The organism is Streptomyces sp. NRRL S-455, assembly GCF_000717875.1.
GTDB lineage: Bacteria > Actinomycetota > Actinomycetes > Streptomycetales > Streptomycetaceae > Streptomyces.
Window position 1 is genome coordinate 676,763 of sequence record NZ_JOCT01000004.1, and the last position, 23,548, is coordinate 700,310.

The window sequence follows — 23,548 nt, forward strand, 5'->3', positions numbered from 1 at the left end:
CCATGCCCGGACGAGGCAAGCACCGTCGCCCCAGAACCAACCCGCTGATCCGGAGTGCCGTAGCCGTCGGCACCGGCGGAGCGGCCCTCACCCTTCCGCTCCTCGGGGCCACCCACGCGAGCGCCGCCGCGGAGGCCGTACCGCAGGCGAACCCGCCCGCCAAGTCCGTCACGTACACGGTGGCCAAGGGCGACACGCTCTACGGCATCGCGGAGAAGTACGACGTCTCGGGCGGCTGGAAGCAGCTCTACAAGGACAACCGCGCCGCCGTCGGCGACGACCCGAAGCTGATCCACCCGGGTCTGAAGCTGAAGGTGAAGACCACCGAGGCCGCCACCGCGCAGAAGAAGGCGACCAAGTCGTCCGCGCCCGCGAAGCCGGCCGCGAAGCCCGCCGGCGTCGCCCAGGCCACCCAGGCCTCCGCGAAGACCTATGCGAACAACCTCGACGGGTGGATCCGCGAGGCGCTGGACATCATGGCGCAGAAGGGCATTCCGGGGTCGTACGACGGCATCTACCGCAACATCATGCGTGAGTCGTCCGGCAACCCCCAGGCGATCAACAACTGGGACTCGAACGCCGCCAAGGGCACCCCGTCCAAGGGCCTGCTCCAGGTGATCGACCCGACGTTCGCCGCCTACCACGTGCCCGGCACCCCCTACGACCCGTTCGACCCGGTCGCCAACATCACGGCGGCCTGCAACTACGCGGCCGACCGTTACGGCTCGATCGACAACGTCAACGGCCCGTACTGAGCCGACTGGCCCAGCAGTCGCTCGAGGACGACGGCGATGCCGTCGTCCTCGTTCGACAGCGTGATCTCGTCGGCCACCGCCTTGAGTTCGGGATGGGCGTTGGCCATGGCGACACCGTGGGCGGCCCAGTCGAACATCGGGATGTCGTTGGGCATGTCGCCGAAGGCGATGGTGTCCGCCGGCCGGAGCCCCAGGTGCTCGGCGGCCAGCGCCAGGCCCGTCGCCTTGGTGACGCCGCACGGCTGGAGCTCGACCGTGCCCGGCCCCGACATCGTCACGGTCGCCAGTGAGCCGACCACCGAGCGGGCCGTCGCCGCCAGCTCGTCGTCCGTCAGGCTGGGGTGGCGCAGCAGCACCTTGCTGATCGGCTCGCCCCACAGGTCGTCACGCCGGTCGACCCGTACCGCGGGCAGGGTCGGGTGCGGCATGAGATAGCCCGGCTCGATGAGCGTGAGCCCGTCCACCCCGTCCTGGTCGACCGCCGCGTACACCTCACCCACCTCGGCCTCGATCTTGCCGAGGGCGGTCTCCGCCAGTTCCCGGTCCAGGGTGATGGACCACAGCAGCCGGTCCGCGCCGGCGTCGTACACCTGTGCGCCCTGCCCGCACACCGCGAGCCCCGTGGTTCCGAGGTCGTCCAGGAGCGGCCGCACCCTCGGCGCCGGCCGGCCCGTCACCACGAGGTGCTGGGCACCGGCGTCAGCCACCCGCCCGAGCGCGGCGAGGGACCGGTCGGAGAGGGTGTCGTCGCCGCGCAGCAGCGTCCCGTCCAGGTCGGTGGCGATGAGTGCATATGCGAGGGGTGCGGCCATGATCAGAGAATACGGACACCACGCCGGTTCGTTTCACCTCCCGGCGGGCGCCGATTGCCCGGTTGAGGGCCGCCGCACGGCCTCTGCACCGGTTGGCAACAACATGGTCCGCTACCTACCCGAGGGGCCGTCTCGGGCGGTACCTTCCAAGTGTCCAGGGGGGACTTGATCGGGGGGTCAGGTTGAGCAGTGGGCGCATTCGTGTGGCCGGGGCCGGGGAGCTCGGCGAGGTTGAAAGGGAGCGCTGGCGCGCGCTGCGCGCGGCCTCGGTGGCACCGCGCAACCCTTTCATGGAACCGGAGTTCACCGATGCCGTGGGCCTGGTGAGGCCGCAGGCACGTGTCGCGGTGGTGTACGAGGGGCTGGAACCGGCCGGTTTCCTGCCCTACGAGCGCGGCCGGTGGGGGCAGGGCCGGGCGATCGGACTCGGCGTCTCGGACGCGCAGGGCGCGATCCTGCGGCCGGGCCTTGACCTGACCACGGACGAACTGCTGAGGGCCTGCGCGGCGTCCAGCTTCGCCTTCGACAACCTGGAGGACGGGCAACGGCTCTTCGTCCGGTACGCGGCGGAGAAGCACGCCACCTTCGTCATCGACGTGGAGAAGGGCTACGAGACGTACGAGTCGGTGCTGCGCGGCCGGTCACCGAAGTTCCTGAAGACCACCCTGGCCAAGGAGCGCAGGCTGGGCAGGCAGGTCGGCGAGCTGCGGTTCGTGTTCGACGAACGCGAACCGGCCGCCCTGCGCACGCTCATGGAGTGGAAGTCGGCGCAGTACCGCAGGACGGGCCGCCGGGACCGGTTCGCGCAGGAGTGGATCAGCCGGCTCGTCGGGCACCTGTCGCGGACCCGGGCGCCGGAGTGCAGCGGCACGCTGTCCGTGCTGTACGCCGGGGAGCGTCCGGTCGCCGCCCACTTCGGGCTGCGTTCGGCATCGGTCCTGGCCTGCTGGTTCCCGGCCTACGACCCGGAGTTCTCGAAGTACTCGCCGGGTCTGGTGCTGCACCTGCGCATGGCCGAGGCGGCGGCCGCCGAGGGCATCGGCATGCTCGACCTGGGGCGGGGCGCGGCCGAGTACAAGGACGCGCTGAAGACGGGCGAACTGCCCGTGTACGAGGGTGCGGTGACGCGTCCGGGGGCGGGCGCGGCGCTGCACTGGCTGAGCCGCGAGCCGGCCCGCCGCGCGCACAGCTTCGTGCGGGGCAGGCCGCGGCTCGCGTCGCTGGCCGCGCGGACGCTGAAGGGCGCGGCTCGGCTGCGCCGTGGCTGACACACGAGTGGGGGGAGGGCGCATGGTTCGTCATGCACGTGCGCGGGAGGAGCTACGGCGGTTCCTGGACATCGGGGCGGTGCAGGTCGCCGAGCTGGACCTGGACGGTGAGGAGGCGGTGCTCAGACCGGGCCCGGGGAGTCCGCCGGTGACGCACGGCGAGGTGTTCGTGCTGGTGCGGTGGGGCGGCCGGCCCGTGGGCACGCTGCTCGGACAGGTGCCGGAGGGGGCGGACGCCAGGGCCGTGCTCGTGGCGCGGGCGCGGGCGGAGTGTGCGCCGGCCGTCGCGGAGGAGCCCGGGGAGCCGCCGTTCACGAGTGTCGTCGTGGCCACCCGGGAGCGGGCCGGGCAGCTGGCCCGCGCGCTGGATTCGCTGCTGGCGCAGGACCATCCGCGGTTCGAGATCGTGGTCGTCGACAACGCGCCCGTGACGAGCGAGACGCGGGAGCTGGTCGAGCGGAAGTACGCCGAGCGCGTGCGGTACGTGTGTGAGCCTGTTCCGGGGCTCGCAGGCGCGCACAACGCGGGGCTGGACGCCGTGCGCGGTGAGGTCGTCGCCTTCACCGACGACGACGTGGTCGCCGACCCGCGCTGGCTGACCGAGCTGACCGCGCCCTTCGCCGCCGACGCCCGACTCGGCTGCAGCACCGGGCTGATCCTGCCCGCGCGGCTGACCACCCCGGCCCAGGTGCTGCTGGAGAGCCACGGCGGCTTCGCGAAGGGCTTCACTCCAAGGACGTACGACCCGGCGCACCCGCCGGGCGACGAGCCGCTGTTCCCGTTCACGGCGGGGCGGTTCGGCTCGGGCGCCAACATGGCGTTCCGTACGGCCGTGCTGCGTGAGGTCGGCGGCTTCGACCCGGCCACCGGTGCCGGGACGGCCGCCAGGGGCGGTGACGATCTGTACGGATTCGTCCGTGTCCTGGCGCAGGGCCACCGGCTGCGCTACACGCCGTCCGCGCTGGTGTGGCATCACCACCGGGAGACCTGGCGGGACCTGGAGACGCAGGCCTACGGCTACGGGGCCGGGCTCACCGCGTATCTCACGGCGGTGCTGGTGAACCGGCCGGCGCTGCTGCCGGCGTTCCTCGCGCGGCTGCCGCGAGGACTCGCTCATGCCCGGGCGCTGACCGCCGTACGCGCGACGGACGGGGCGGATGTCGGCGGTACGCCGGGGGATCACGACGTGCGGACGCATCCCTGGCCGCGGCGGCTGTCGCGGTTGCAGCGCAGGGGCATGGTGTACGGGCCGGTCGGCTATCTGAAGGCGCGGCGGGCGCTGCGCGCGACGGTGCGGGGGGCGAGATGAGGACGGCCGGCAGAGGCGGGGCGGAGCGGGGCGCGCGGGACGGGCGGGACGGGGAGGGGCCGATAGCCGCGGCGGATCCTGTCGCCGGTTCCGTCGCCGCTCCGGCGATTCCCGTCTTCCTGTACCACGCCGTGATGGACGACCCGCCCGGCTGGATCGCCGAGTTCACGGTCACGCCGAAGCAGTTCGCCGCCCATCTCGACGCGGTGGTCCGCAGCGGGCGTACGCCCGTCACGATCAGCACGGTCGCCGACCACCTGGCCGGCCGGGCGCCGCTGCCGCCGCGGCCCGTGCTGCTCACCTTCGACGACGGTTTCGCCGATCTGCCCGGGCCCACCGCCGAGGCGCTGGCCGACCGCGCCCTGCCGGCCACCGCCTACCTCACCACCGGCGCCATCGCCCCGGGCGGCCGCAGCCTCCTGCCGCCCGCCCCGATGATGACGCTGGCGGGGGCGGCGGAGCTGGAACGTTCCGGCATGGAGATCGGCAGCCACACGGTGACGCACGCACAGCTCGACACCCTGTCCGGCAGGGACCTGGCGTACGAGCTGCGCACCTCGAAGGCCGTGCTGGAGGACGCCCTCGGGCACGAGATCCGGCATCTCGCCTATCCGCACGGCTACAACAGCCCGCGGGTGCGGGCCATGTCGGCCCGGGCCGGCTACGAGACGGCGACCGCCGTGCGCCACGCCCTGAGCTCCGACCGCGACGAGCGGTACCGCATCGCCCGGCTCATCGTCCGGCGCGCACACACCGTCGCCGACGTCGAGGGGTGGCTGGCGGGCGCGGGCGCCCGGGTCGCGCCGTACCGGGACGGGCCGAAGACGATCGCCTGGCGGTGGTACCGGCGGGCCCGCGCGGTGCTGCACGGGCCCGAGTTCGCGGGCTGACCCCGCCGCCGCGTGAGCGGCCGGCCGTCGGGCTACTTCAGCGGCTGGTTGAGGTACGGGTCGGCGGCCGCCTCGCGCAGGCTGTCCCAGGCCTCGTCGTTCGCGAGGGCCAGGTCGCAGTGCGGTCCGGGGTCGCGGTAGTTCCACTGGAGGGCGGCCTTGACGCCCTCCAGGCCCTTCAGCACCCGGGGCACCTGCGCGTACCACTCGGCCTGCCGCCGCGGGCGGTCGGGGTCCGCGGCGGTGCCGAACTCGGAGAGCATCAGCGGCTTGTCGTCGGAGATGTTCTTCCGGATCCACTCGTGCGTGGTGTCCTGGGTCTGCGCGAAGGTCAGCCAGCCGGTGTCGTGGCAGCGGTAGTAGTTGTACTGGTTGTAGGCGACCCAGTCGACGTAGTCGTCGCCGGGGTACATCGCCTTGATCACGTCGGCGTGGTCGAGATAGCCGGTGGTGATCCACGTCCACACCACGTTGTCGACGCCCAGTTCGCGGAACCGGTCGTGGATGTGCCGGTACGCCTTCACGTACTCGGCGGGCGTGCCGTTGGCCGGGGTGCGGGTGTCCATCTCCAGGTCGAAGGAGAGGAACACCTTCCTGCCGTAGTCCTTGATGCGCTGGGCCTGGACGTCGATGACGGTGCTGTCCAGCTCACCCGCCGCGATCTGCTTCCAGGTCGGCTGCTGCTTCTTCGTGCCGCCCCACCACTTGCTCTCCCAGGACAGCAGCAGCAGGTGGTCCTCGCCGACGCGCCGCTCCTCCGGGGTGAGGAGCTGCCCCTCCCGGCGGGTGCCCTCGGGCAGGGACATGTCGTGGTACGTGTACACGATGTCGAGCTTGCGGCCCACGCGTTCCTCGTAGGCGCGCACCTTCTGCGGCAGGTCGTCCCGCTCGTGCGGCACGAACGCGCCGAACCAGGCGCCGCAGGGCGGTTCCAGGAGGGCCGTGGGGCGGCAGTCCGCGTCGGAACCGGTGGCCCCCGGTTCCGGTCCGGAGGCGTTGCGGAGGGCGAGTACGGCGACCAGGACCGCGCTGACCACCGTGGCGGACGTGATCAGCAGGCGGCGCCGGCTCGACGCGAACGGGCCGGCGGCCGGCCGTTCCCCGCCCGGCTCGGCGTTGCGGTGCTGTCCGGTCGGGGCCGGGTCGCGGCGAAGGGGACGGTGCGGACGATTGAACCTCACTGAGTGGAACCCTTCGGTGTCCTCGGCGTCGTCCCCGGCGGCGGCGATGCGCGCAGCGGCGGACAGAACGCGGCGAGCGTGGTCAGCAGGGTCAGCGTCAGCAGCACGCGCTGCGCGCTGAAGGTGTGCGTGGCGATCAGTACGGTCGCGACGAGCGTCAGGGCGCCGATGCTCAGGAACAGTGCCAGCATCAGCCGCTCCAGCAGGTCGGAGTGGCGGGCGAAGTCCGGGTCGCGGCGCTCGACGGGCCCTTCGGCGGGCCGCGCCCCCAGCGCGGGGGCGCAGATCCTGACGGCGGCCGCGCCGGGGCCCGCGGCCAGGAAGAGGACGACGGCGGCGCCCCGCAGCGGCGATCCGCCGGGCAGGGCGAGCGCGGCGAGCGCGAGCCAGCCGCCGAACGGCGGCAGCATCCGGACCACGAGTTGCTGCGGTGTCATCGCTCGGCTCCCCCGGCCTGCTTCAGTTCGTAGAGCCATCCGGCGCTGTTCTCGGCCACCAGCCGGAACCGTGGTGAGGCGGCGACGGACTTCTGGACGCGGTCCAGCTGGGCTTCGGTGAGCTGCCCGTTCATCTCGGAGTTGGCCAGCTGGCCCTGGGTGAGCAGGAAGTAGGCCCGGGCCGGCCGCTCCACCCCGGCCATGTCGCTGGCGAGGGTGGCGGCCGGGTTCCTGACGATCCGGTCGACGTGACCGCGCGCGTCGTCGAGGAACCAGTAGTGGTCGACGCTCCAGTAGGAGTCGTACGCCAGGGGGTAGTTGCGGTTGGCGGCCACCACGAGCGAACCGTCGGGCGCCTGGTCGAAGAGCTGCCGTACCAGGCTCACTTCCTGCGGCGGGAAGTAGTTGATCCGGTCCTTGCCCGAGTAGGCCGGGACGAACGCCAGGGTTCCGAGGAGCAGGGCGGTCAGCGGCACCCAGGTGCCGGTCCCCCGCCGGCGGCTCGTGGCCGGGCTGCCGGCCTCCTTGGCGGCGGCGTCGGCGGCCAGCGTACGGACCTTGGGCAGCAGCGCGGCGGCGGCGAAGAACGCGGCGCCGGGCAGCATGAACAGCAGCACCCGGAAGATCATCTCGCTGCCGTAGCTGCTCGCCGCGAACATCGGCAGCGGGGCCGCACCGACCAGCAGCAGGGGCAGCGCGCGGTGCCGCAGCACCCGCTGCCGCAGGACCCCGACCGCCGCGAGGAGCAGGACGGAACCGGACAGCAGCCGGGCCGCCCAGGAGGTCGCGATCGCTCCGCTGCCCGTCGGGGTGGCGCCGTAACCGGTCTCGACGTTGGCACCCACGTCCCCGATGGAGCGGATCATGTCCGGCATCGCCGCGGACAGGAAGGGCAGCGCGGCCGTGAGGCACCAGGCCAGGAAGATCACGAGGGTCGTGAGCAGCGGGACCCCGTCGCGGTGGCGCTGGCTGAGGCACAGGGCGAGCAGGCAGACGACGAGCATGCCCGGGGTCAGCTGGTGGGAGATGACGATCGTCACGATCATGACGGTGATCGCCACCGTCCACACGGCCTGCCGCGGCTGCCCGCGCCGCACCGCGGACCGGCCGAAGCGGCGCAGAACCACGGCCAGTACGCCCACGTGCAGCGCGTAGGCCACGGACTGGGGGGAGAAGTAGTCCTGCCCGACCCAGTTGGCGACGTAGAAGAGCCAGACCGCCGTCCAGATCAGCCGCCGGTCCTCGGTGAAGGTGCGGAAGATCAGCAGCAGCGGGAGCAGCAGCATCAGGCTGGAGACCAGGGGCCACCAGGCCATGAACATCGCCGACGACTCCACGCCCAGCAGCCGCACCAGGGCGGCCTGGGCCGCGAAGAAGCCCGGCCACTGGTCGTAGACCGCCATGTCGCCGACCTGGTCGGCGGTCTGGAGCCCGCCTGCCGTCAGCAGGTGGTCGATGACCGCGTCGTGCTTCCACGCCCAGGCGTACAGCGGCGTCGGATAGACCACGGCCTGGGTGGCCCGCTCCATCACCAGCAGGCCGAGGACGTACGCCGCCGCCCAGCCGCCCGGCCGGCGCGGGTCGCGCACCGTGAAGAAGAAGCCGGCGGTGAGCACCACCAGACCGGCCCAGAAGGTGGGGTGCAGCGCGGTGACCAGCCCGTAGTCGTCGAGCCGCGAGACGTCGGTGTGCCGCACGGCGTACGCCCAGAGCGCGAGCGCGGCGAGCAGCGGAGCAGCGGGCCGGGCGAGCGCGAGCCGTCCCGTCCGGGCGGGGGGCAGGTCGGACAGGTCCGTCACGGGCTCATGGGCGGGGTTCGACGACTCCGAGGAGGAGGGGCTGGAGGACTGGCTGGAGGTCTCGGGGGTGGTGCCGGGCGTGTCCGTGCCGTCCTGGGCGGGCGTGGGTTCTGGCGTGGATCTCTCCCGTGGAGTGGCTGGCGGACGCACGGTGGTTCCCCCCTGGCGGTTCGGCTCTGTGTGGCTCTGTTCGGCTCGGGCGATCGGTCAGTCGGCGGCTGGGCCGTTCGGATTTCTGTGGTGCGGCAGCCACCGGGCCGACGCGGCACGACGGCAGAGCGGCAGAACCAGGACGAGTACGACGAGTACGAGAAGCAGGGCCGGCGCGACCGGAGCGAGCGCCTCGCGCCACACCCAGCCGCCGACCGCGACGAGATACAGAACCCCCCAGCGCCCCTGCCACGGCAGCCGTCCGCCCGCGCTCGCGAGCAGCAGCCACAGCGGGAGAAGGCACAGCAGCTGGCAGACCGGCGGCACCCAGCGCAGCAGCGGGTCGGGCCCGTCGAGGCCCAGCACGTCCGCGAGGAAGCCGGCCGTCCTCACATACAACGCCCCGTCCAGCGGCCGTGGTTCCCGCCCGAGGGCGACCGGGGCGGCGTACAGGGCGAACAGGGCGGCGCACAACGCCGTGCCGGGCAACCACGGTTCGCGCCGGGCGCACAGCGTGACCGCGGCGGCGAACACCACGAGCAGCAGGCCTCCGGCGGTGAGCGACGGCAAGGGCAGGCCTTCCAGCAGCTGCCGCCCCGTCAGCTCGTTCACGGGGGTGCCGCCGAGCCAGGGCAGCTCGTGCAGCGGCGCCCAGAAGAAGACCGCGGCGACACCGAGCAGGCTCCAGAGGGCACCGCGCAGCCGCCGTTCCCGTGGCTCCTGGACCGTGAGCTCGCGGGGTGGTGGTTCGCGGGTCGGGCCCTCCGGCCGCACGATCAGCGCCAGCGTGTCCGCCTGCAACGCCTCACGCTCGTAGCCGGGGCGCCCGATGAACAACGTGACGGTGTCCTCGTCGCCGTCCTTGGGCTGGTACGCGGCCCGGCGGGCCCAGGTCGTGCCGTATCCGGCCGTGGCGTTCAGTTTCGCCCAGCGGGTGCCGTAGGAGGGGGCGGCGGGCGGGCGGGCGGCGGGTGCGCTGCCGTTGTGGCGCAGGGCCGCGCGCAGTCCGGCCGCGGAGACGACGGCGATCACCGTCATGCTCAGCAGCACCGCCCAGCCGGCGCCCGCGATGCCGGCCGGGGTGAACAGCACGGCCGCGCTGCCCAGGACCAGGGCGCACATGGCCCCCTGGAGCGCGGCCAGTACCCCCGTACGCCCCTGAACGCGCAGCACGCCGATGTACAGCTCCACCACGACCCGCGGCAGCGCGCCGAGGGCGAGCAGCCGCAGCACCGTCGAGCCGTGCTCGGCGTAGTCCGGACTGAAGGGCGTGAGGATGTACGGGGCGAACAGGACGAGCACCAGGACGACCGGGACCAGCAGCAGCGTCATGCGGCGCAGTGCGCCCCGGACGCCGTCGGCGAGCCCGCGCGGGTCGTGCGAGGCGTGCGCGGTGAGGGACGAGGCCATGTTGATGGCCATGAACTCCATCGTGCCGCCGACGGTGTACGCCACGTAGAAGTAGCCGTTCTCGGCGGCGCTGAAGCGGACCGCGACCATCACCGGCAGCAGGTTGATCATCGCCAGGCTGAACACGGCGCCCAGCGAGTCCCCGGCGAGGAAGCGGCCCATGTCCTTGAGCCTCGGGGGCTCCTTGTCGCGGTCGGCGGCCGCCTGGCGCGGGATGAGCCTGCGGAAGATCAGCCAGCCCAGCGGCAGCGTGGAGAAGGCGATCGCCACCGCCCAGGACACGAAGATGCCGAGGACGGGCAGCGTGCCGGCGAAGACGGCCAGGAGGGCCAGTTTCCCGACCGAGAACACCGCGTTCCCGGCCGGCACCCACTCCGCCTTGCGCAGGCCGGTGAGCACCCCGTCCTGGAGGGTGAGCAGCGCCCAGGCGACACACGCCGCGACGAACACCGCCCCGGCCATGGGCGTGCCCAGCGGGGCGTACGACGCCCCCCAGGTGTCGAGCGTGAGCAGGAACACGGCGGCGGCGAGCGCCACGACCAGCGAACTGACCGCGTACGTGCCCCACACCAGGCGCCCGGTCTCCCGTCCCGCCCGGGGCACGAAGCGGACGACGGCGCCGATCATCGTCGTGGCCGTGATGCTGGCGAGCAGCCGCATCGCGGCGATGGCGGCGGAGCCCTGCCCGACGGCCTCCTCGGAGTAGTAGCGCGCGGCCACCAGCCAGAATCCCAGGCCCAGCACGGCGGACACGCCGGTGCTGAGCATGAGGAAGTAGGCGTTCTTGAACAGCGAGTCGTGGGTGTGTCCGCTGTCGGCGGGCTTCGGTCCACCGTCGGCGGCGCGCGTGGGGGCGGGCTCGTGCACCTGGATCTCAGCCACGGGACTGACCCGGCCCTCCCGGTGTCGGCCCGCTCCGGGGCAGCTCTCCCGGCGCGTCGACGGGCCGTGCGCCGGAGCGCTCCAGCGCCTCGATCACCGGCCGGGCCCGCAGCGGGTCCACGGGCAGCGCGTGCCGTGCGAACCAGCGGGCCGCCTCGGGTGCCGGCGAGGGGTCGGTGAACTCCGCACCGGCGTAGTCGTCCAGGGGCGGGTCGTAGAGGTAGCCGACGACGACGCCGTGACGTGCCAGGGCCGCGATCGCCGCGTCCCGGTCCGCCACGAACAGCGGGACACGGAAGAGCGGCTGGGTGCCGTACGCGTCGCGCGGCTTGGCCCAGGGCGTGGACAGCAGCAGCTCCGTACCCGCGCGGCAGGAGTCCAGCACGTCGTCCAGCCGGTCGAGCTCGCGTCCGATGCGCCGCAGACGCAGCCGGCCGGACTCCTGGCGGTAGTCGTGCATGTCGACGCGTACCCACGGGTCGTGGGCGTCGAAGCCGGGCGCCCGGGGGGCGGCCCGCGCGAGTTCGTCCGGGCGCAGCGGCATGCGGATCTCGTCGCGGTCCGCCAGGCCCAGCAGCCGGATCGCGGCCCAGGCGGCGCGCCGCAGCCGCAGTCCGCGCACCGCCGCCTCCGCGTACGGCCGGACGGCGTAGGCGAGTTCGGACGTCAGTCGATTCGGCGTGAGCAATCCGGCGCAGGTCTTCTCCACCGCGTCCCGCAGGCCCGGGTCCGCCAGGGAGAGCATGCCTCCTGCCTTGGCCCCGACGTGCTTGGACAGACTGAACGCCGAGGCCTCGCCCCAGGCGCCGACCGGCCGGTCCCCCACCCGGCTGCCGATGGCGTGCGCCCCGTCCTCGAACAGCGGGATCCCCAACGCGTCGCATCTCTGACGCAGTCGCGGCGCCGGGTCCGGGTTCCCGTACAGATTCGTGGTCAGCACGGCCGACACCGAACTCCACGTCTCGTCGGGCACGGCATCGACGTCGATGGACGCGTCGAGCGGGTTCAACGGCGCCTGCACCGGGCGAAGTCCGGCCGCGAGCACGACGAAGAAGATCACGTCGTCGTTGACCGGCGACATCAGTACCCGGCCGCCCGGCGGGCACCAGTGGCGCAGCGCCACGTACAGCCCGAAACGGCACGACGGTACGTACACACATTCCCGGCCGAGCCGCGCCCGCATGGTCTCTTCCAGCCGTTTCAGCTGAGAACCACGCCGCGTCGCGCCCGGACCGGCCTCCCCAATGGCCATCCGCCCCCCAGATGTGCCGTGGGAACGCCCCCTCCCCGAGGCCTTCCGGCACCCGCCCAGAGTCGCCCCGTTCGCACCGCTCCGTCAAGATTGCGTCGCGTCCTGTGGACGCGGCGGAGGGCACTTCCGTAACAGGCCCCTAGTTCCTCGGTCCCGCGATGGCGTAGGCCGTGACGCCGACGATCGCGAGGCCCGCTGATGTCCAGGTGGCCGCCGCCGTGCCGGCCGGCAGCAGCATCCAGGCCGCCACCTGCGTGGGCACGCTGGTCGGGGGCGGCGCGAAGAACGCGAAGGCGAGCCAGGCGAACGGCAATGCCCATGCGTACCGGCCGTCCGAGAGGGCCGCGCCCAGGGCGGCCAGTCCCGCCAGCCCCGCGCTGTCCCGGGCGATGAACGCGGTGGTGGCCAGGTCGTGGCCCATCGTCTGCAGGGTGAGCAGGACGGCGCAGACGAACGCGCCGGCGAGCAGCACGTGCGCCGCTCTGCGCGGGGCCCATCCGATCGCCGCGGTACGGTCCAGCGCGAGGTCCTGCCCGCTGAATCCGATCGAGACCGCCATGGCCCCCGCGGCGAGGACGAGCACGGCCGGCCGCGGATCGCCCTGTCCGGCTCCGCCGTCCCGGGCGAGTCCCCACACCGCTGCCGCGCTGACCACCACCGCGGCGAGCGACGCGGGCACCTGACGCGAGCGCGCGTACAGCACCAGCCATCTCACCGGGACTTACCGCCTTTCAGCGTCTCGAAGGGGTCGCCCTCGCAGGAGAGCGCGGCGGCGCGCATCGCGTGGATCCGCGAGAGCTGCTCGGCTCGCGGCAGCGCCTTGAGTTTCTTCCACACCGGGCGGGCCTGGACATCGACCTCGCGAAGCAGACGTGCCGGCCAGGAACCGGGCAGCGGCTCGAGGTCCCCGAGGACCCAGCCCACCGCGACGGCCTGCGCGAACTCGTCGTTGCCCAGGCCGCTCCAGCCGACCGGGGTGCACCCCGGCACCATGCCTTTGGCGATCAGGGCCCGGGTCAGTTGTTCCCGGCCCTTCGCGGCGGCGATGACGTCGTCGTCGAAGTCGAAGAGCACGCTCTTGCGGGACCACCGCGGCGTGGCTCCGTCCGGCAGTACGGCGGAGTTCTCCCGGACCGAGACCGGTGCCTGGCCGCCCAGGGAGCCGCGCAGCAGACGCAGTGCCTCCTTGCCGGGGCCCGCCAGTTCGGCGAGTCGCGCCTGCTGCGTCCTGGTCACGCACACCGGGCCGTCGCACACCGGCTCCGCGGCGGCCTCGTCGACAACGTACATCCGACGCGGGTCGGAGGGCAGGACGAGCAGGGCGAGCAGCGCGCCCGCCAGGACCGGCGTCAGTGCCAGCAGCCGGGTACGCGGAGTCGCGGCGACCAGGAGCGCGAAGCCGGTCGCGGCCATGCCCAGCAGCCAGATCGTCTGCCCGGCGTGCACGGCGGCGGAGAGTGTGAGCAGCGCGTCGCGCACCTCTCCCACCGCTGGTGACAGCAGGGAGATCCGATTCGGCTCCGAGCTCGTGAGGCCCTCCGCCGTGGTCGTTTCCGTCCGGCCGAGCGACATGTGCATGAGAGCGGTGAACACGAACGCGCCCATGGCCAGGGCCGGAGGGGTGAGCGCGGAGGGCAGGGCGCGCCCGGCCCCCATGCCCAGCGCGGCTCCCGCGACGAGGGCGAGTGCCCCCATCAGGGAGATCGGCAGCCATCCGACGTGCGTGTAGCCGGTGTTGGCGAGAACGTGGACCGCGCCCACGAGGATGAGCACCGCGAAGGCCGAGACCAGGGTGATGGCCGTCGCGCCCACCAGGGTGGCCGCGCGGTGCCAGGCGGGACGCGAGGTGGTCGTCAGCAGTTCGGTCATCTTCGAGCGGTGGTCGCGCAGGCCCTGGAGCGCCCCGAGGCCCACGGCCAGTGGCCACAGGTAGAACAGCAGGGAGCGGGTCCACAGCGCCAGGGGCGTCCACTGGGCGGTCCACGCCGTGGTGCCCCTCCACCACATCCCGTCCAGCACATACAGGAACGCCAGCGCGATCGTCAGGACCAGGGCGCCGGCCCACGGCGCGACGGAGCGTCTCAGCTCGGTGCGCAGGACACGGAGGTTCACCAGGCGCCCCTTCCCTGCTCGGGGCCCTGGAGCAGCGCCGAGTAGCCGCGCTCCAAGGGGCTGTCGCCCACGTGCTCGGGCCCGCCCGCCGCGGCCAGGTCGCCCGGAGTGCCCTGGAAGACCAGCCGGCCCTCGTCGAAGAGCACCACGTCGGTGCAGGCGGCGGCGACGTCCTCCACCAGGTGGGTCGAGACGACCACGCAGGTGTCGGTTCCCAGCTCCTGCAACAGCTGGCGCAGGCGCAACCGTTGGGCCGGGTCGAGGCCGACGGTCGGTTCGTCCAGGAGCAGGATCGCCGGGTCGTTGACGATGGCCTGGGCGATCCCCACGCGCCGCACCATGCCGCCCGACAAGGCCTTCAGCCGCTCGTCGGCGCGGTCGGCCAGGCCGACGCGCTCCACCGCCCGCTGCACCGCGGCCGGGACATCCGCCTTGGGGACCTCCTTCAGCCACGCCATGTACTCGACGAACTCGCGCACCGTGAAGCGCTTGTAGTAGCCGAACTCCTGCGGCAGATAGCCGATCCGGCGGCGCAGCGCCCGGTGTTCGCCCCCGTCCGTCACGGGCTTGCCGAGCAGTTCCAGGCTGCCTCCGGCCGGGCGCAGCACCGTGGCCAGCGCCCGGATCAGGGTGGTCTTTCCGGCCCCGTTGGGTCCCAGCAGGCCGGTCACGCCGGTACCCAGCGACAGGTCGAGCCCGTCGACGGCCATCCGTTTGCGGCCTGCTCTCACCTTCAGCCCCGTGGCCCGGATCTGCCAGGCGTAGGACGTCGGCGCGAGGTCGGCCGCGCTGATCGCGGACATCGAGTGGTGTTCCTTCCGGTCGGTCATCGAAGTGCTCCGGGGACGGCGTACGCGCCCTTGCGGGCGATGACGACACCGGTGCCGAGGGCGAGGATCAGCCCCCACACGGGCAGGCCGTCCGTGTGCAGGACAAGGGGGGTGCGGCTGGTGGCCAGGGCCGGCGCCACAACCACCGCGGCCCACACCGTGATCAGCACGACGGCGGCGCGGGTCACACCGACGACTCCGCCCAGCGCCAGGGCCGAGGAGGTGAACGCCAGGCTGGGAAGCAGCCATTGCCCGGCTGCCACGCCGGTCGCCCATCCGCACGTCAGCAGGGCGGGGACGACCACGGCGAGCACCGACGCGGTACGCCGCAGCACCAGGGGAAGCCCGGCCCGGGGTGTGGAGGCGGTCAGTTCGCAGGCCGGATCCAGGCCGCGCGACCACGACGCCGCGACGCCGAGCACGGGCAGGACGGGGGCGACCAGCAGCACCAGCGGCACCCGGCCGGCGCCGGGGCCGTGACCCGTGCCGCTGCCGGTCAGGTCGAACAGCAGGGCGAACAGGGTGACGCTCATGACCGTGGCCAGCCAGGGCACCATCGTGGGGGTCAGCCACCTCGCCCACCGTGCCGGCCTGATCCGCCGGCGGGGTGCGGCGGCGGCCAGCCGGGGCTCCAGGTCCGACCACACGGCGTCGACCACCGCCGTCACGGCCGGTGCTCCCGCCGTGGTGGCGGCCGACAGCCGGTCCCGGCAGATCCGGCACAGCTCCAGATGGGCCTCCAGGGCCCACACCTCGTCGGCGGCGATGTGCGTGTCGCCGCGCGCGTACGCGTCGATGAGCCGCGCCGCCGCGTGTTCCGCGCTCATGTCAGGGCCCTCCGCATCTCGGTCCGTGCCCGGCGGGCACGGGTCTTGACGGTGCCCTCGGGCACGCCGAGCAGGACCGAGGTCTCCCGGACGGACAGTCCGTCGAGCACCATGGCCTGCAGTACCTGTCTGAGTTCGGGTGCCAGACGCCGCAGCGCGTCCCCGATGTCGCCGTCGACGGTCGCCGCGAGGGCCTCCTCCTCGGCGGCGGGCGCCACGGGGTGCGCGGCCGCCGCGGGCGGCGGCTGGGCGTGGTGGGCCCTGCGCCGGAAGGCGTCGACGAGACGGCGTGCCGCGATCGTCCACAGCCAGCCGACGGCGGTCCCTCCGACCGCGGCCCCCGCGAACGCGCCCGCCGCACGCCACACCGCCAGATACGTCTCCTGCATGACCTCGGCGACGATCTGCTCGTCGGCACAGCGGCGCCGCAGTCGCACCGCCAGCCACGGCGCGGTGCGCCGGTACAGCTCCTCGAACGCCGCGCGGTCGCCCGTGGCCACCAGCCGGACAAGGCGTTCCTCATCCGGCTCGCCGGGTGCTTTCCTGACTGCTCTCACACCCGCTAGACGCCGGGTGCGGACGGCGGGTTTTCCCCTGACCGTGATCCCCGTCACAGGCGAACCCGCGGGAGGCCGCACCGTCGGACCCGAGGGAGGCCGCACCGTCGGACCCGAGGGAGGCCGCGTCCGGCGGGAACTCCCAGGGAAGGGCGCACGGTGCGGCCGTTCCCGGGCTCACCTGCCCCGTTCGTCCGTGTCGGCCTCCTCGGACTCTGCCCAGGAGCGGTGTGCCACCCGTAACGTGTGGCATGACCACGAACACGTGGCGACGACACGGCACACCCGAAAGCGAGGCAGCACCCGATGCCCCCCTTCGATGTCCCCGAGGGCGATCCCTTCGGTCCGCACAACCTGCCGTACGGCGTGTTCTCCCTCCCCGGCTCCTCGCACCGGGCCGTGGGTGTCCGGCTCGGCGACCACGTGCTGGACGCCGGCGCGGCGGCCCACGCCCTCGGCTCCCCGTACGCCTCCCTGCTCGCGCAGCCGACCCTCGGCCCGCTGCTGGCCGCCGGCCGCACGGCCTGGTCGGACGTGCGCCGGGCGCTGACGGCCTGGGTGACCGTGCCGTCCCACCGCGAGACCGTCGAACCGCTCTTCCACCCCCTGTCCCAGGTGACCCTGCACCTGCCCTTCGAGGTCGCGGACTACGTCGACTTCTACGCCTCCGAGAACCACGCCCGGAACGTCGGCCGGATCTTCCGCCCCGACGCCGAGGACTCCGTGACCCCCAACTGGAAGCACCTGCCGATCGGTTACCACGGCCGCTCCGGCACGGTCGTCGTCTCGGGCACGGACGTCGCACGCCCCTCGGGCCAGCGCAAGGCGCCGACGGACCCAGCTCCCGTCTTCGGCCCGTCGGTCCGCCTGGACATCGAGGCGGAGGTCGGCTTCGTCGTCGGCGTGCCGTCGCGGCTCGGCGCGCCCGTGTCCCTGGGCGACTTCCGCGAGCACGTCTTCGGTCTCTGCCTCCTCAACGACTGGTCCGCACGCGACATCCAGGCCTGGGAGTACGTCCCGCTCGGCCCGTTCCTCGGCAAGTCCTTCGCCACGTCGGTGTCGGCGTGGATCACTCCGCTGGACGCCCTGGAGGAAGCCCGGGTGGCCCCGCCGGCCCGGACCCACGCGCTGCTGCCGTACCTGGACGACAGCGACGAGGAACCCGGCGGCTACGACCTGCGGATCACCGTCGCCCTCAACGGCCACGTCGTCTCCGAGCCGCCCTTCTCCACCATGTACTGGACGGCCGCCCAGCAGCTGGCCCACATGACCGTGAACGGCGCCTCGCTGCGCACCGGCGACCTGTACGGCTCGGGCACGGTCAGCGGCCCGTCGGACCGGGAGCGCGGCTCGCTCCTGGAGCTGACCTGGAACGGCCGCGACCCGCTCGAACTCCCGGACGGCAAGCGGACGTTCCTGGAGGACGGCGACGTGGTGACCCTCTCGGCCTGGGCGCCCGGGCCCGACGGCGTGCGGGTGGGGCTGGGCGAGGTGACGGGGCGGGTCGTGCCGGGAGGCGCGTGAGCCCTCCCGGAGGCCCGGGTCCGGCGGGCCGTCGCCCCTTCCCGGCTGTTCCGACCTGCCCCGGCTGTTCTGATCCGCGCGACCCCTGACTCACACCGCCCGGCACCGTCATACTGGCGTCGGGCGGTGTGCCCGCACGCGCGCGGCAACACGGCACGTCAGCCGTGCTCGTCGCGGTGTCCGGTGCGCACAGCAGCCGCAACATCGCCGCGCCCCGCGGCCGCGTCACCGGTGCGCACGGCAGTCGCGTCACCGGTGCGCACTGCGACCGCCCTCCCCAGCACGACCCGTAGCCGCCCCTCTTCCGACCAGGACCGGAGCCCGTGGCCATGACCGTCTGCCTGCTCCTGCTGAGCGTTGTCGCCGTGACGGCCGCCGTACCCGTTCCCCGTGCGCTGACCCGGGCCGCTTGGCCCGAGCGGGAACCGGTGGTCGGGCTGTGGGTGTGGCAGTGCCTGGTCGCCACCGTCCTGCTGTGCTGCGTGACGGCGCTCGCCCTGGGCGCCGCCGCCGTCTTCGGCACGGTCCGCGCCCAGCTCTTCGCCCCGGCGCCGCCCGCGGTGACAGCGGCGTACGACCTGTCCACCGCACCGCCGTGGGCCGCCGCCCTCACCCTGCTGCTGGCCTGCGGTGCCGCCTGGACGACCGCGATGCTCGCGCGTGAACTGGTCGAGGCGCGGCGCCGCCGCGCCCTGTCCCGCGCCCATCTGCGCGAGCGCGCCCCCGATCTGCCGGCGGGTCTGGGAGCCGCGCGTGGCCCCCTGCTCGTGCTGGAGGACGAGTACCCGGACGCCTGGTGGATGCCCGGGAACCCGCCCCAGCTGATCGTCACCACGGGCGCCCTGCACCGCCTCACCCGGCACCAGCTGGACGCCGTCCTCACCCACGAGCGCGGCCACGCCCGCGCCCGCCACGACTGGCTGCTGCACCTGTCCACCGCCCTGGCCACCGGCTTCCCGCGCGTCCCGCTGTTCGCCCACTTCTGCGACCAGACCCACCGCCTGGTCGAACTCGCCGCCGACGACACGGCCTCCCGCCGCTGCGGCCACCTGACCACGGCCCTGGCCCTGATCGAGCTCAACCAGCACCGCGGCGTGCTGTCCTGCGCCTCCAGCCACCGGCTGCTGGGCGAGCGGGTCGACCGGCTCCTGGAGCCGCCGCCCCGGCTGGGCCGCCGGCACCGGGCCCTGACCACCACCACGGCCGCACTGGTACCGCTGCTGCCCCTGCTGATCGTGTTCGCGCCCGGGCTGACGGCCCTGTCGTAGCCATAGCGGCCCGCCTCCGGGTGGTGGCAGATCTTCCCGCACCGCGGACGAAACCCCAGTTCAATCGTCGAGCCGGTCACATTCCCAGTGGCGCAACACTCCCGCAACACTACTTTCCCTATCGGATAGGTATGGTCCGATCCATGCCTACCGACCGCATCCGGGACCACGCAGGCCAGGGAGCCGCGACCACCGTCGCCGCCCACCGCGCGCGGCGCCGGCTGCGCGCCGACCGGGCGAGGCAACTGGCCGACCTGCTCCGCCGCCAGTTGCTGGCCGGCGCCTTTCCCGACGGCACCCTGCCCCACGAGTCGGCCCTCGCGACCGACTACGGCGCCAGCCGCAACACGGTCCGCGAGGCGCTCGACCTGCTGCGGGCCGAGGGCCTCGTGGAACGCCAGCCGGGGGTCGGCACCGTGGTCGTGGCCCAGAAGTACCCGCACGGCCTCGACCGTCTGATGGGGCTCGCGGAAACCCTCCGCGAACACGGCCGGGTCACCAACGAGGTCCGCACCATGGGCCCCGCCCCGGCACCCGCGCCGGTCGCCGAACGCCTCCACCTGGCGCCCGGCACCGACGTCCTCTACATCGAACGCCTGCGCCGCCTGGGCGGTCTGCCCCTGTCCCTCGACCTCACCTACATCCCGCTCGACATCGGCACCGAACTGCTCGGCGCCGACCTCGAGAACACCGACGTCTTCCGCCTCCTGGAGGCCGTCACCGGCCAACGTCTCGGCCACGCCGAGATCACCCTGGAAGCGGTCAGCGCGGACACCCACTCGGCCGCCGTGCTCGAAGCCCCGCGCGGGGCCGCCGTCCTCATGCTGGAACGCCTCACCCACCTCGCCGACGGCCGCCCCGTCGACCTCGAGTTCATCCGCTTCCGCGGCGACCGCATCACCATGAGCGGTCTGCTGCACCGCAACCGGTAACCACCCCGCTCGCGCACTCTCCCGGAGACATCCATGCCCTTGGCGCCCCAGCGGGCCGACGTGCCCGTGACCATCGACGAGTCGAAGTGCATCGACGGCTGCACGCTCTGCGTGGACATGTGCCCGCTGGACTCCCTCGCCATCGACGAGCGCAACGGCAAGGCCTACATGCATGTCGACGAGTGCTGGTACTGCGGCCCGTGCGCGGCCCGCTGCCCCACCGGAGCCGTCACGGTCAACATGCCCTATCTGCTCCGGTGAGAGGCCCGAACCCCATGTCCCGAACCAGCTTTTCCCGAACCACCGTTTCCCGAACCACCATGAAACGCACAGCGGTCGCGATGTCCGCCGTCGTCCTCCTGCTCCCGCTCAGCGCCTGCGGCGGTGACGCCGAGGCCGGCGGCGGCTCCACGGTCACCGTCACCGTCGGCTACCAGTCCCGGACGATCAACACCGTCACGGCGGGCACCCTGCTCCGCTCCCTCGGCTCCTTCGAGAAGCAGCTGAACTCCCTCCACGACGGCGTCCGTTACAAGGTCGACTGGCAGGACTACGCCACCGGCGCGCCCATCACCGCCCAGATGACCGCCGGAAAGATCGACATCGGCTCGATGGGTGACTTCCCGCTGCTCATCAACGCGGCCCGCGGCAAACAGCTGAACAGGCCCACCCGTCTGGTGTCGGTCACCGGCTACAACCTGCGCGGCGGCCTCAACACCATCGTCGCCGCGCCCGGTTCCAAGCTGACCTCCCTGAAGGACCTGAAGGGCAGGAAGGTCTCCACGAGCGTCGGATCGGCCGCCGACGGCACGCTCGTCCGGGCTCTGCAGCGCGCCGGTATCGACCCGGACAGCGGTATCGAGAAGCTCAACCAGCAGCCCTCCGTCGGCGCCTCCGCCCTCGCGGCGGGCAGTACGGACGCGCTGTCCCAGTTCGTCGCGTGGCCGGGCCTGCTCGCCTACCAGGGCAAGGCGAAAGCCGTGTACGACGGCGCCCGGCTGAACCTGCCCACCTTCCACGGTGTCACCGCCCGGGAGGACTTCGCCAAGGAGCGGCCGGCCGTGCTGGAGGCGTTCCTGAAGGCCCAGGCGGAGGCGACGGACTACCTGAACGAGCACCCGGTGGCCGCCGCCGAGAAGGTCGCGAAGGCCACCGGCCTGCCCGCCGAGGTCGTCTACCTCTACAACGGCGCGCACGGCATCGCCACCTTCGACCCCGCGATCAAGCCCCAGCTCGTCTCCGCCCTGAAAGAGGACGTGTCGGTCCTCAAGTCGGCGAAGCTCACCGGCGACGTGGACGTCGACTCCTTCGTCGACGACCAGTACGTGAAGAAGGCCCTCGGACCGGCGGCGTACGCGAAGCGTCTCGCCACGAAGCCCGCGCCCGCCGCGAGCGAGGCCTGGCCCGAGGGCGCCTCGAAGACCGTCACCTTCGACTCTCCTTCCGCGCTGCTGCGTTATGCCGCCGGACACCGCGACGGTCTCCGCGCCGCCTACGTCCCCGACACCACCACCGGCACGCTGTGGTTCGCCGACAAGGCCGTGTGGGTGGCCGACGGCGACCAGCTGCTGCCGTTCGTCGCGCCCGACACCGCGCAGGCGTACGTCGCCGGGCACGGCGGGGCGCGTGTCGTCCCGTACGCCGACGCTCTGGAGCGGGCCTCGTGAAGCGGTATGTGATCCGGGTGTTCTCGCTGGTCGCCGCGCTCGGCCTGTGGCAGGCGCTGACCAGCCTGAACGTCGACCTGTGGCTGCGTTTCTCGCAGTTCCCGACGGTCACCGACGTGGCCCGGGCCTTCGCCGCCCGGCTGTCCGGGCCGGACTACTGGACGGACCTCACCGACAGCCTCGCCCGTATCCTCACCGGCTTTCTGCTGGCCGCCCTCCTGGGCGTGGCCACGGGCGTGCTCGTGGCCCGCTCGCGGCTCGCCGAGGACCTGCTCGGCCCGGTGCTGGAGGTGATCCGCCCGATCCCGGCGATCGCCCTGGTCCCCGTCGCGATCCTGCTGTTCCCCTCCAACGAACAGGGCATCGTCTTCATCACCTTCACCGCCGCCTTCTTCCCGGTCCTGGTCTCCACCCGGCACGCGGTGCGTGCCCTGACCCCCGTGTGGGAGGAGGCGGTGCGCACGATGGGCGGCGGCCGGTGGCGGATCCTCGGCTCCGTCGTCCTGCCGGGCGCGCTGCCCGGGGTGTTCGGCGGCCTGTCGGTCGGCATCGGCGTGTCCTGGATCTGTGTGATCTCCGCCGAGATGATCTCCGGCCAGTACGGGGTCGGTTACCGCACCTGGCAGGACTACACCGTCGTCGACTACCCGGGCGTGTTCGTCGGCATGGTCACCATCGGCGTGCTCGGCTGGCTCACCTCCACGGCCGTGGAGCTGCTGGGCCGCCGCCTGACCCGCTGGCTGCCGCGCACCGCGTACGTCCCCGGCGCCCGGCCGCCCCGGCCCGCCCGGTCCGTGAAGCCCGGGCCGTCCGTCCCAACCGCCCCCGCCGCCGGGAAGAGCGGTTCCGCACCCGAGGAGGCCCGCTATGAGCACCTCGTCTGAGACCGTCAGCACCTCGTCCGGGTCCGCCCCGAGCGCCTCGCCCGGGACCGCCGTCGCCGCACCGCCGGTCAGCGGCACCCGGCTCACCCTCACGGGCGCCTCCCTCGGCCGCCCCGGCGCACCCGCCCTGGACGGCGTCGACCTGGACATCGCCCCCGGCGAGATCCTCACCGTCGTCGGCCCCTCCGGCTGCGGCAAGTCGACCCTCCTGCGCACCCTCGCCGGACTGCTGTCCCCGCTGGCCGGAGACATCACCGAGGACGGGCACCCGCTGACCGGCCCCTCGGCCGACCGCGCCCTGGTCTTCCAGGAGGACGCCCTGCTCCCCTGGCGCACCCTGCGCGCCAACGTCGAACTCCCCCTCGCCATCCGCGGCGTGCCCCGCGCCGAGCGCCGGGAGCAGGCCGAGGCCTGGCTGGAGCGGGTCGGACTCGGCACGCAGGCACGGCAGTTGCCGCACCGGGTCTCCGGCGGGCAGCGCCAGCGCGTCCAGCTGGCCCGGGCCCTCGCCGGCCGCCCCCGCGCCGTCCTGATGGACGAGCCGTTCGGCGCCCTCGACGCCCAGACCCGCGCGGGCATGCAGGACCTGCTCGTGGACGTGCTCCGGGGCACGGGCGCGACCGTCGTCTTCGTCACCCACGACGTGGACGAGGCCCTGTTCCTCGGCGACCGCGTGGCCCTGCTCGGCGCGGGCGGCATCGTCGCCGTACGGGACGTGCCCCGCCCCCGCGACCGCGGCGCGCACGACGCCCCGGCGCGCCTGGCCCTGCGGCGCGACGTCCTCACCTCGCTCGGTACGTGA

22 protein-coding genes are annotated in these 23,548 nt (G+C 73.2%); 11 read left to right on the plus strand and 11 right to left on the minus strand.

Annotated features, from left to right (window positions below; genetic code table 11):
- Positions 1-2 precede the first annotated feature (2 nt).
- Positions 3-755: a transglycosylase SLT domain-containing protein gene (locus tag IE97_RS0108805; protein ID WP_030234201.1), complete on the plus strand. Its 753-nt coding sequence runs from the start codon at positions 3-5 to the stop codon at positions 753-755.
- Here IE97_RS0108805 and IE97_RS0108810 read toward each other — a convergent pair.
- Entirely contained in the window at positions 719-1,567 is an 849-nt protein-coding gene (locus IE97_RS0108810; RefSeq protein WP_030234206.1) for a Cof-type HAD-IIB family hydrolase, read from the minus strand. The genes IE97_RS0108805 and IE97_RS0108810 overlap by 37 nt on opposite strands.
- A 182-nt stretch (positions 1,568-1,749) precedes the next feature.
- Here IE97_RS0108810 and IE97_RS0108815 point away from each other — a divergent pair, with 182 nt between their 5' ends.
- From IE97_RS0108815 to IE97_RS0108825, 3 genes are all read left to right on the plus strand, one after another.
- Complete coding sequence (locus tag IE97_RS0108815) at positions 1,750-2,835, plus strand: GNAT family N-acetyltransferase (RefSeq protein WP_037836145.1); 1,086 nt, start codon at positions 1,750-1,752, stop codon at positions 2,833-2,835.
- Between the two features lie 22 nt (positions 2,836-2,857).
- Positions 2,858-4,144, plus strand: a complete 1,287-nt coding sequence (locus IE97_RS0108820; RefSeq protein WP_037844061.1) for a glycosyltransferase — start codon at positions 2,858-2,860, stop codon at positions 4,142-4,144.
- A 134-nt stretch (positions 4,145-4,278) separates the two neighbouring features.
- Entirely contained in the window at positions 4,279-5,034 is a 756-nt protein-coding gene (locus tag IE97_RS0108825; protein ID WP_030234220.1) for a polysaccharide deacetylase family protein, read from the plus strand.
- 32 nt (positions 5,035-5,066) lie between these two features.
- Here IE97_RS0108825 and IE97_RS0108830 read toward each other — a convergent pair whose 3' ends face one another.
- The 10 genes from IE97_RS0108830 to IE97_RS0108875 form a co-directional block, all read right to left on the minus strand.
- Entirely contained in the window at positions 5,067-6,215 is a 1,149-nt protein-coding gene (locus IE97_RS0108830) for a glycosyl hydrolase (RefSeq protein ID WP_030234222.1), read from the minus strand.
- Positions 6,212-6,652, minus strand: a complete 441-nt coding sequence (locus IE97_RS0108835) for a hypothetical protein (protein WP_030234225.1) — start codon at positions 6,650-6,652, stop codon at positions 6,212-6,214. Before IE97_RS0108835 ends, IE97_RS0108830 begins: the two co-directional genes overlap by 4 nt.
- Positions 6,649-8,601: a hypothetical protein gene (locus tag IE97_RS0108840; RefSeq protein ID WP_030234228.1), complete on the minus strand. Its 1,953-nt coding sequence runs from the start codon at positions 8,599-8,601 to the stop codon at positions 6,649-6,651. Before IE97_RS0108840 ends, IE97_RS0108835 begins: the two co-directional genes overlap by 4 nt.
- 57 nt (positions 8,602-8,658) lie before the next feature.
- Positions 8,659-10,893: a lipopolysaccharide biosynthesis protein gene (locus tag IE97_RS0108845; protein WP_030234232.1), complete on the minus strand. Its 2,235-nt coding sequence runs from the start codon at positions 10,891-10,893 to the stop codon at positions 8,659-8,661.
- Positions 10,886-12,145, minus strand: a complete 1,260-nt coding sequence (locus IE97_RS0108850; protein WP_030234236.1) for a DegT/DnrJ/EryC1/StrS family aminotransferase — start codon at positions 12,143-12,145, stop codon at positions 10,886-10,888. The genes IE97_RS0108845 and IE97_RS0108850 overlap by 8 nt, the downstream gene beginning before the upstream one ends.
- 139 nt (positions 12,146-12,284) lie before the next feature.
- Positions 12,285-12,860 (minus strand): hypothetical protein, encoded by a 576-nt coding sequence (locus IE97_RS0108855; RefSeq protein WP_030234241.1) that lies wholly within the window; start codon positions 12,858-12,860, stop codon positions 12,285-12,287.
- The gene (locus IE97_RS0108860; RefSeq protein ID WP_030234245.1) at positions 12,857-14,257 is read right to left on the minus strand and encodes a hypothetical protein; all 1,401 of its coding nucleotides are present in this window, start codon (positions 14,255-14,257) and stop codon (positions 12,857-12,859) included. The genes IE97_RS0108855 and IE97_RS0108860 overlap by 4 nt, the downstream gene beginning before the upstream one ends.
- Positions 14,254-15,087: an ABC transporter ATP-binding protein gene (locus tag IE97_RS0108865; RefSeq protein WP_030234249.1), complete on the minus strand. Its 834-nt coding sequence runs from the start codon at positions 15,085-15,087 to the stop codon at positions 14,254-14,256. The genes IE97_RS0108860 and IE97_RS0108865 overlap by 4 nt, the downstream gene beginning before the upstream one ends.
- Complete coding sequence (locus IE97_RS0108870) at positions 15,084-15,914, minus strand: membrane protein (protein WP_030234253.1); 831 nt, start codon at positions 15,912-15,914, stop codon at positions 15,084-15,086. The genes IE97_RS0108865 and IE97_RS0108870 overlap by 4 nt, the downstream gene beginning before the upstream one ends.
- The gene (locus tag IE97_RS0108875) at positions 15,911-16,471 is read right to left on the minus strand and encodes an RNA polymerase sigma factor (RefSeq protein ID WP_030234256.1); all 561 of its coding nucleotides are present in this window, start codon (positions 16,469-16,471) and stop codon (positions 15,911-15,913) included. The genes IE97_RS0108870 and IE97_RS0108875 overlap by 4 nt, the downstream gene beginning before the upstream one ends.
- 306 nt (positions 16,472-16,777) lie before the next feature.
- Here IE97_RS0108875 and fahA point away from each other — a divergent pair, with 306 nt between their 5' ends.
- From fahA to IE97_RS0108910, 7 genes are all read left to right on the plus strand, one after another.
- On the plus strand, positions 16,778-17,995 hold the full coding sequence (fahA, locus tag IE97_RS0108880) for a fumarylacetoacetase (protein WP_030234261.1): 1,218 nt from the start codon (positions 16,778-16,780) through the stop codon (positions 17,993-17,995).
- 329 nt (positions 17,996-18,324) lie between these two features.
- The gene (locus tag IE97_RS0108885) at positions 18,325-19,263 is read left to right on the plus strand and encodes a M56 family metallopeptidase (protein ID WP_030234265.1); all 939 of its coding nucleotides are present in this window, start codon (positions 18,325-18,327) and stop codon (positions 19,261-19,263) included.
- Positions 19,264-19,394: 131 nt separating this feature from the next.
- Complete coding sequence (locus tag IE97_RS0108890) at positions 19,395-20,195, plus strand: GntR family transcriptional regulator (RefSeq protein ID WP_037836129.1); 801 nt, start codon at positions 19,395-19,397, stop codon at positions 20,193-20,195.
- Positions 20,196-20,228: 33 nt separating this feature from the next.
- Entirely contained in the window at positions 20,229-20,456 is a 228-nt protein-coding gene (locus IE97_RS0108895) for a 4Fe-4S dicluster domain-containing protein (protein WP_003992261.1), read from the plus strand.
- Between the two features lie 59 nt (positions 20,457-20,515).
- Complete coding sequence (locus IE97_RS40010) at positions 20,516-21,862, plus strand: ABC transporter substrate-binding protein (protein WP_030234273.1); 1,347 nt, start codon at positions 20,516-20,518, stop codon at positions 21,860-21,862.
- The gene (locus IE97_RS0108905; protein WP_030234276.1) at positions 21,859-22,746 is read left to right on the plus strand and encodes an ABC transporter permease; all 888 of its coding nucleotides are present in this window, start codon (positions 21,859-21,861) and stop codon (positions 22,744-22,746) included. Before IE97_RS40010 ends, IE97_RS0108905 begins: the two co-directional genes overlap by 4 nt.
- The gene (locus IE97_RS0108910; protein ID WP_030234281.1) at positions 22,730-23,548 is read left to right on the plus strand and encodes an ABC transporter ATP-binding protein; all 819 of its coding nucleotides are present in this window, start codon (positions 22,730-22,732) and stop codon (positions 23,546-23,548) included. The genes IE97_RS0108905 and IE97_RS0108910 overlap by 17 nt, the downstream gene beginning before the upstream one ends.

What these genes read in the sequence shown, in the direction of transcription:
- IE97_RS0108805 (WP_030234201.1), top strand. Translation starts at nt 3, where the DNA reads ATGCCCGGACGAGGCAAGCACCGTCGCCCCAGAACCAACCCGCTGATC.
- IE97_RS0108810 (WP_030234206.1), bottom strand. Translation starts at nt 1,567, where the DNA reads ATGGCCGCACCCCTCGCATATGCACTCATCGCCACCGACCTGGACGGG.
- IE97_RS0108820 (WP_037844061.1), top strand. Translation starts at nt 2,858, where the DNA reads ATGGTTCGTCATGCACGTGCGCGGGAGGAGCTACGGCGGTTCCTGGAC.
- IE97_RS0108825 (WP_030234220.1), top strand. Translation starts at nt 4,279, where the DNA reads ATGGACGACCCGCCCGGCTGGATCGCCGAGTTCACGGTCACGCCGAAG.
- IE97_RS0108835 (WP_030234225.1), bottom strand. Translation starts at nt 6,652, where the DNA reads ATGACACCGCAGCAACTCGTGGTCCGGATGCTGCCGCCGTTCGGCGGC.
- IE97_RS0108850 (WP_030234236.1), bottom strand. Translation starts at nt 12,145, where the DNA reads ATGGCCATTGGGGAGGCCGGTCCGGGCGCGACGCGGCGTGGTTCTCAG.
- IE97_RS0108865 (WP_030234249.1), bottom strand. Translation starts at nt 15,087, where the DNA reads ATGACCGACCGGAAGGAACACCACTCGATGTCCGCGATCAGCGCGGCC.
- IE97_RS0108870 (WP_030234253.1), bottom strand. Translation starts at nt 15,914, where the DNA reads ATGAGCGCGGAACACGCGGCGGCGCGGCTCATCGACGCGTACGCGCGC.
- fahA (WP_030234261.1), top strand. Translation starts at nt 16,778, where the DNA reads ATGCCCCCCTTCGATGTCCCCGAGGGCGATCCCTTCGGTCCGCACAAC.
- IE97_RS0108885 (WP_030234265.1), top strand. Translation starts at nt 18,325, where the DNA reads ATGACCGTCTGCCTGCTCCTGCTGAGCGTTGTCGCCGTGACGGCCGCC.
- IE97_RS0108890 (WP_037836129.1), top strand. Translation starts at nt 19,395, where the DNA reads ATGGTCCGATCCATGCCTACCGACCGCATCCGGGACCACGCAGGCCAG.
- IE97_RS0108895 (WP_003992261.1), top strand. Translation starts at nt 20,229, where the DNA reads ATGCCCTTGGCGCCCCAGCGGGCCGACGTGCCCGTGACCATCGACGAG.
- IE97_RS40010 (WP_030234273.1), top strand. Translation starts at nt 20,516, where the DNA reads ATGAAACGCACAGCGGTCGCGATGTCCGCCGTCGTCCTCCTGCTCCCG.
- IE97_RS0108910 (WP_030234281.1), top strand. Translation starts at nt 22,730, where the DNA reads ATGAGCACCTCGTCTGAGACCGTCAGCACCTCGTCCGGGTCCGCCCCG.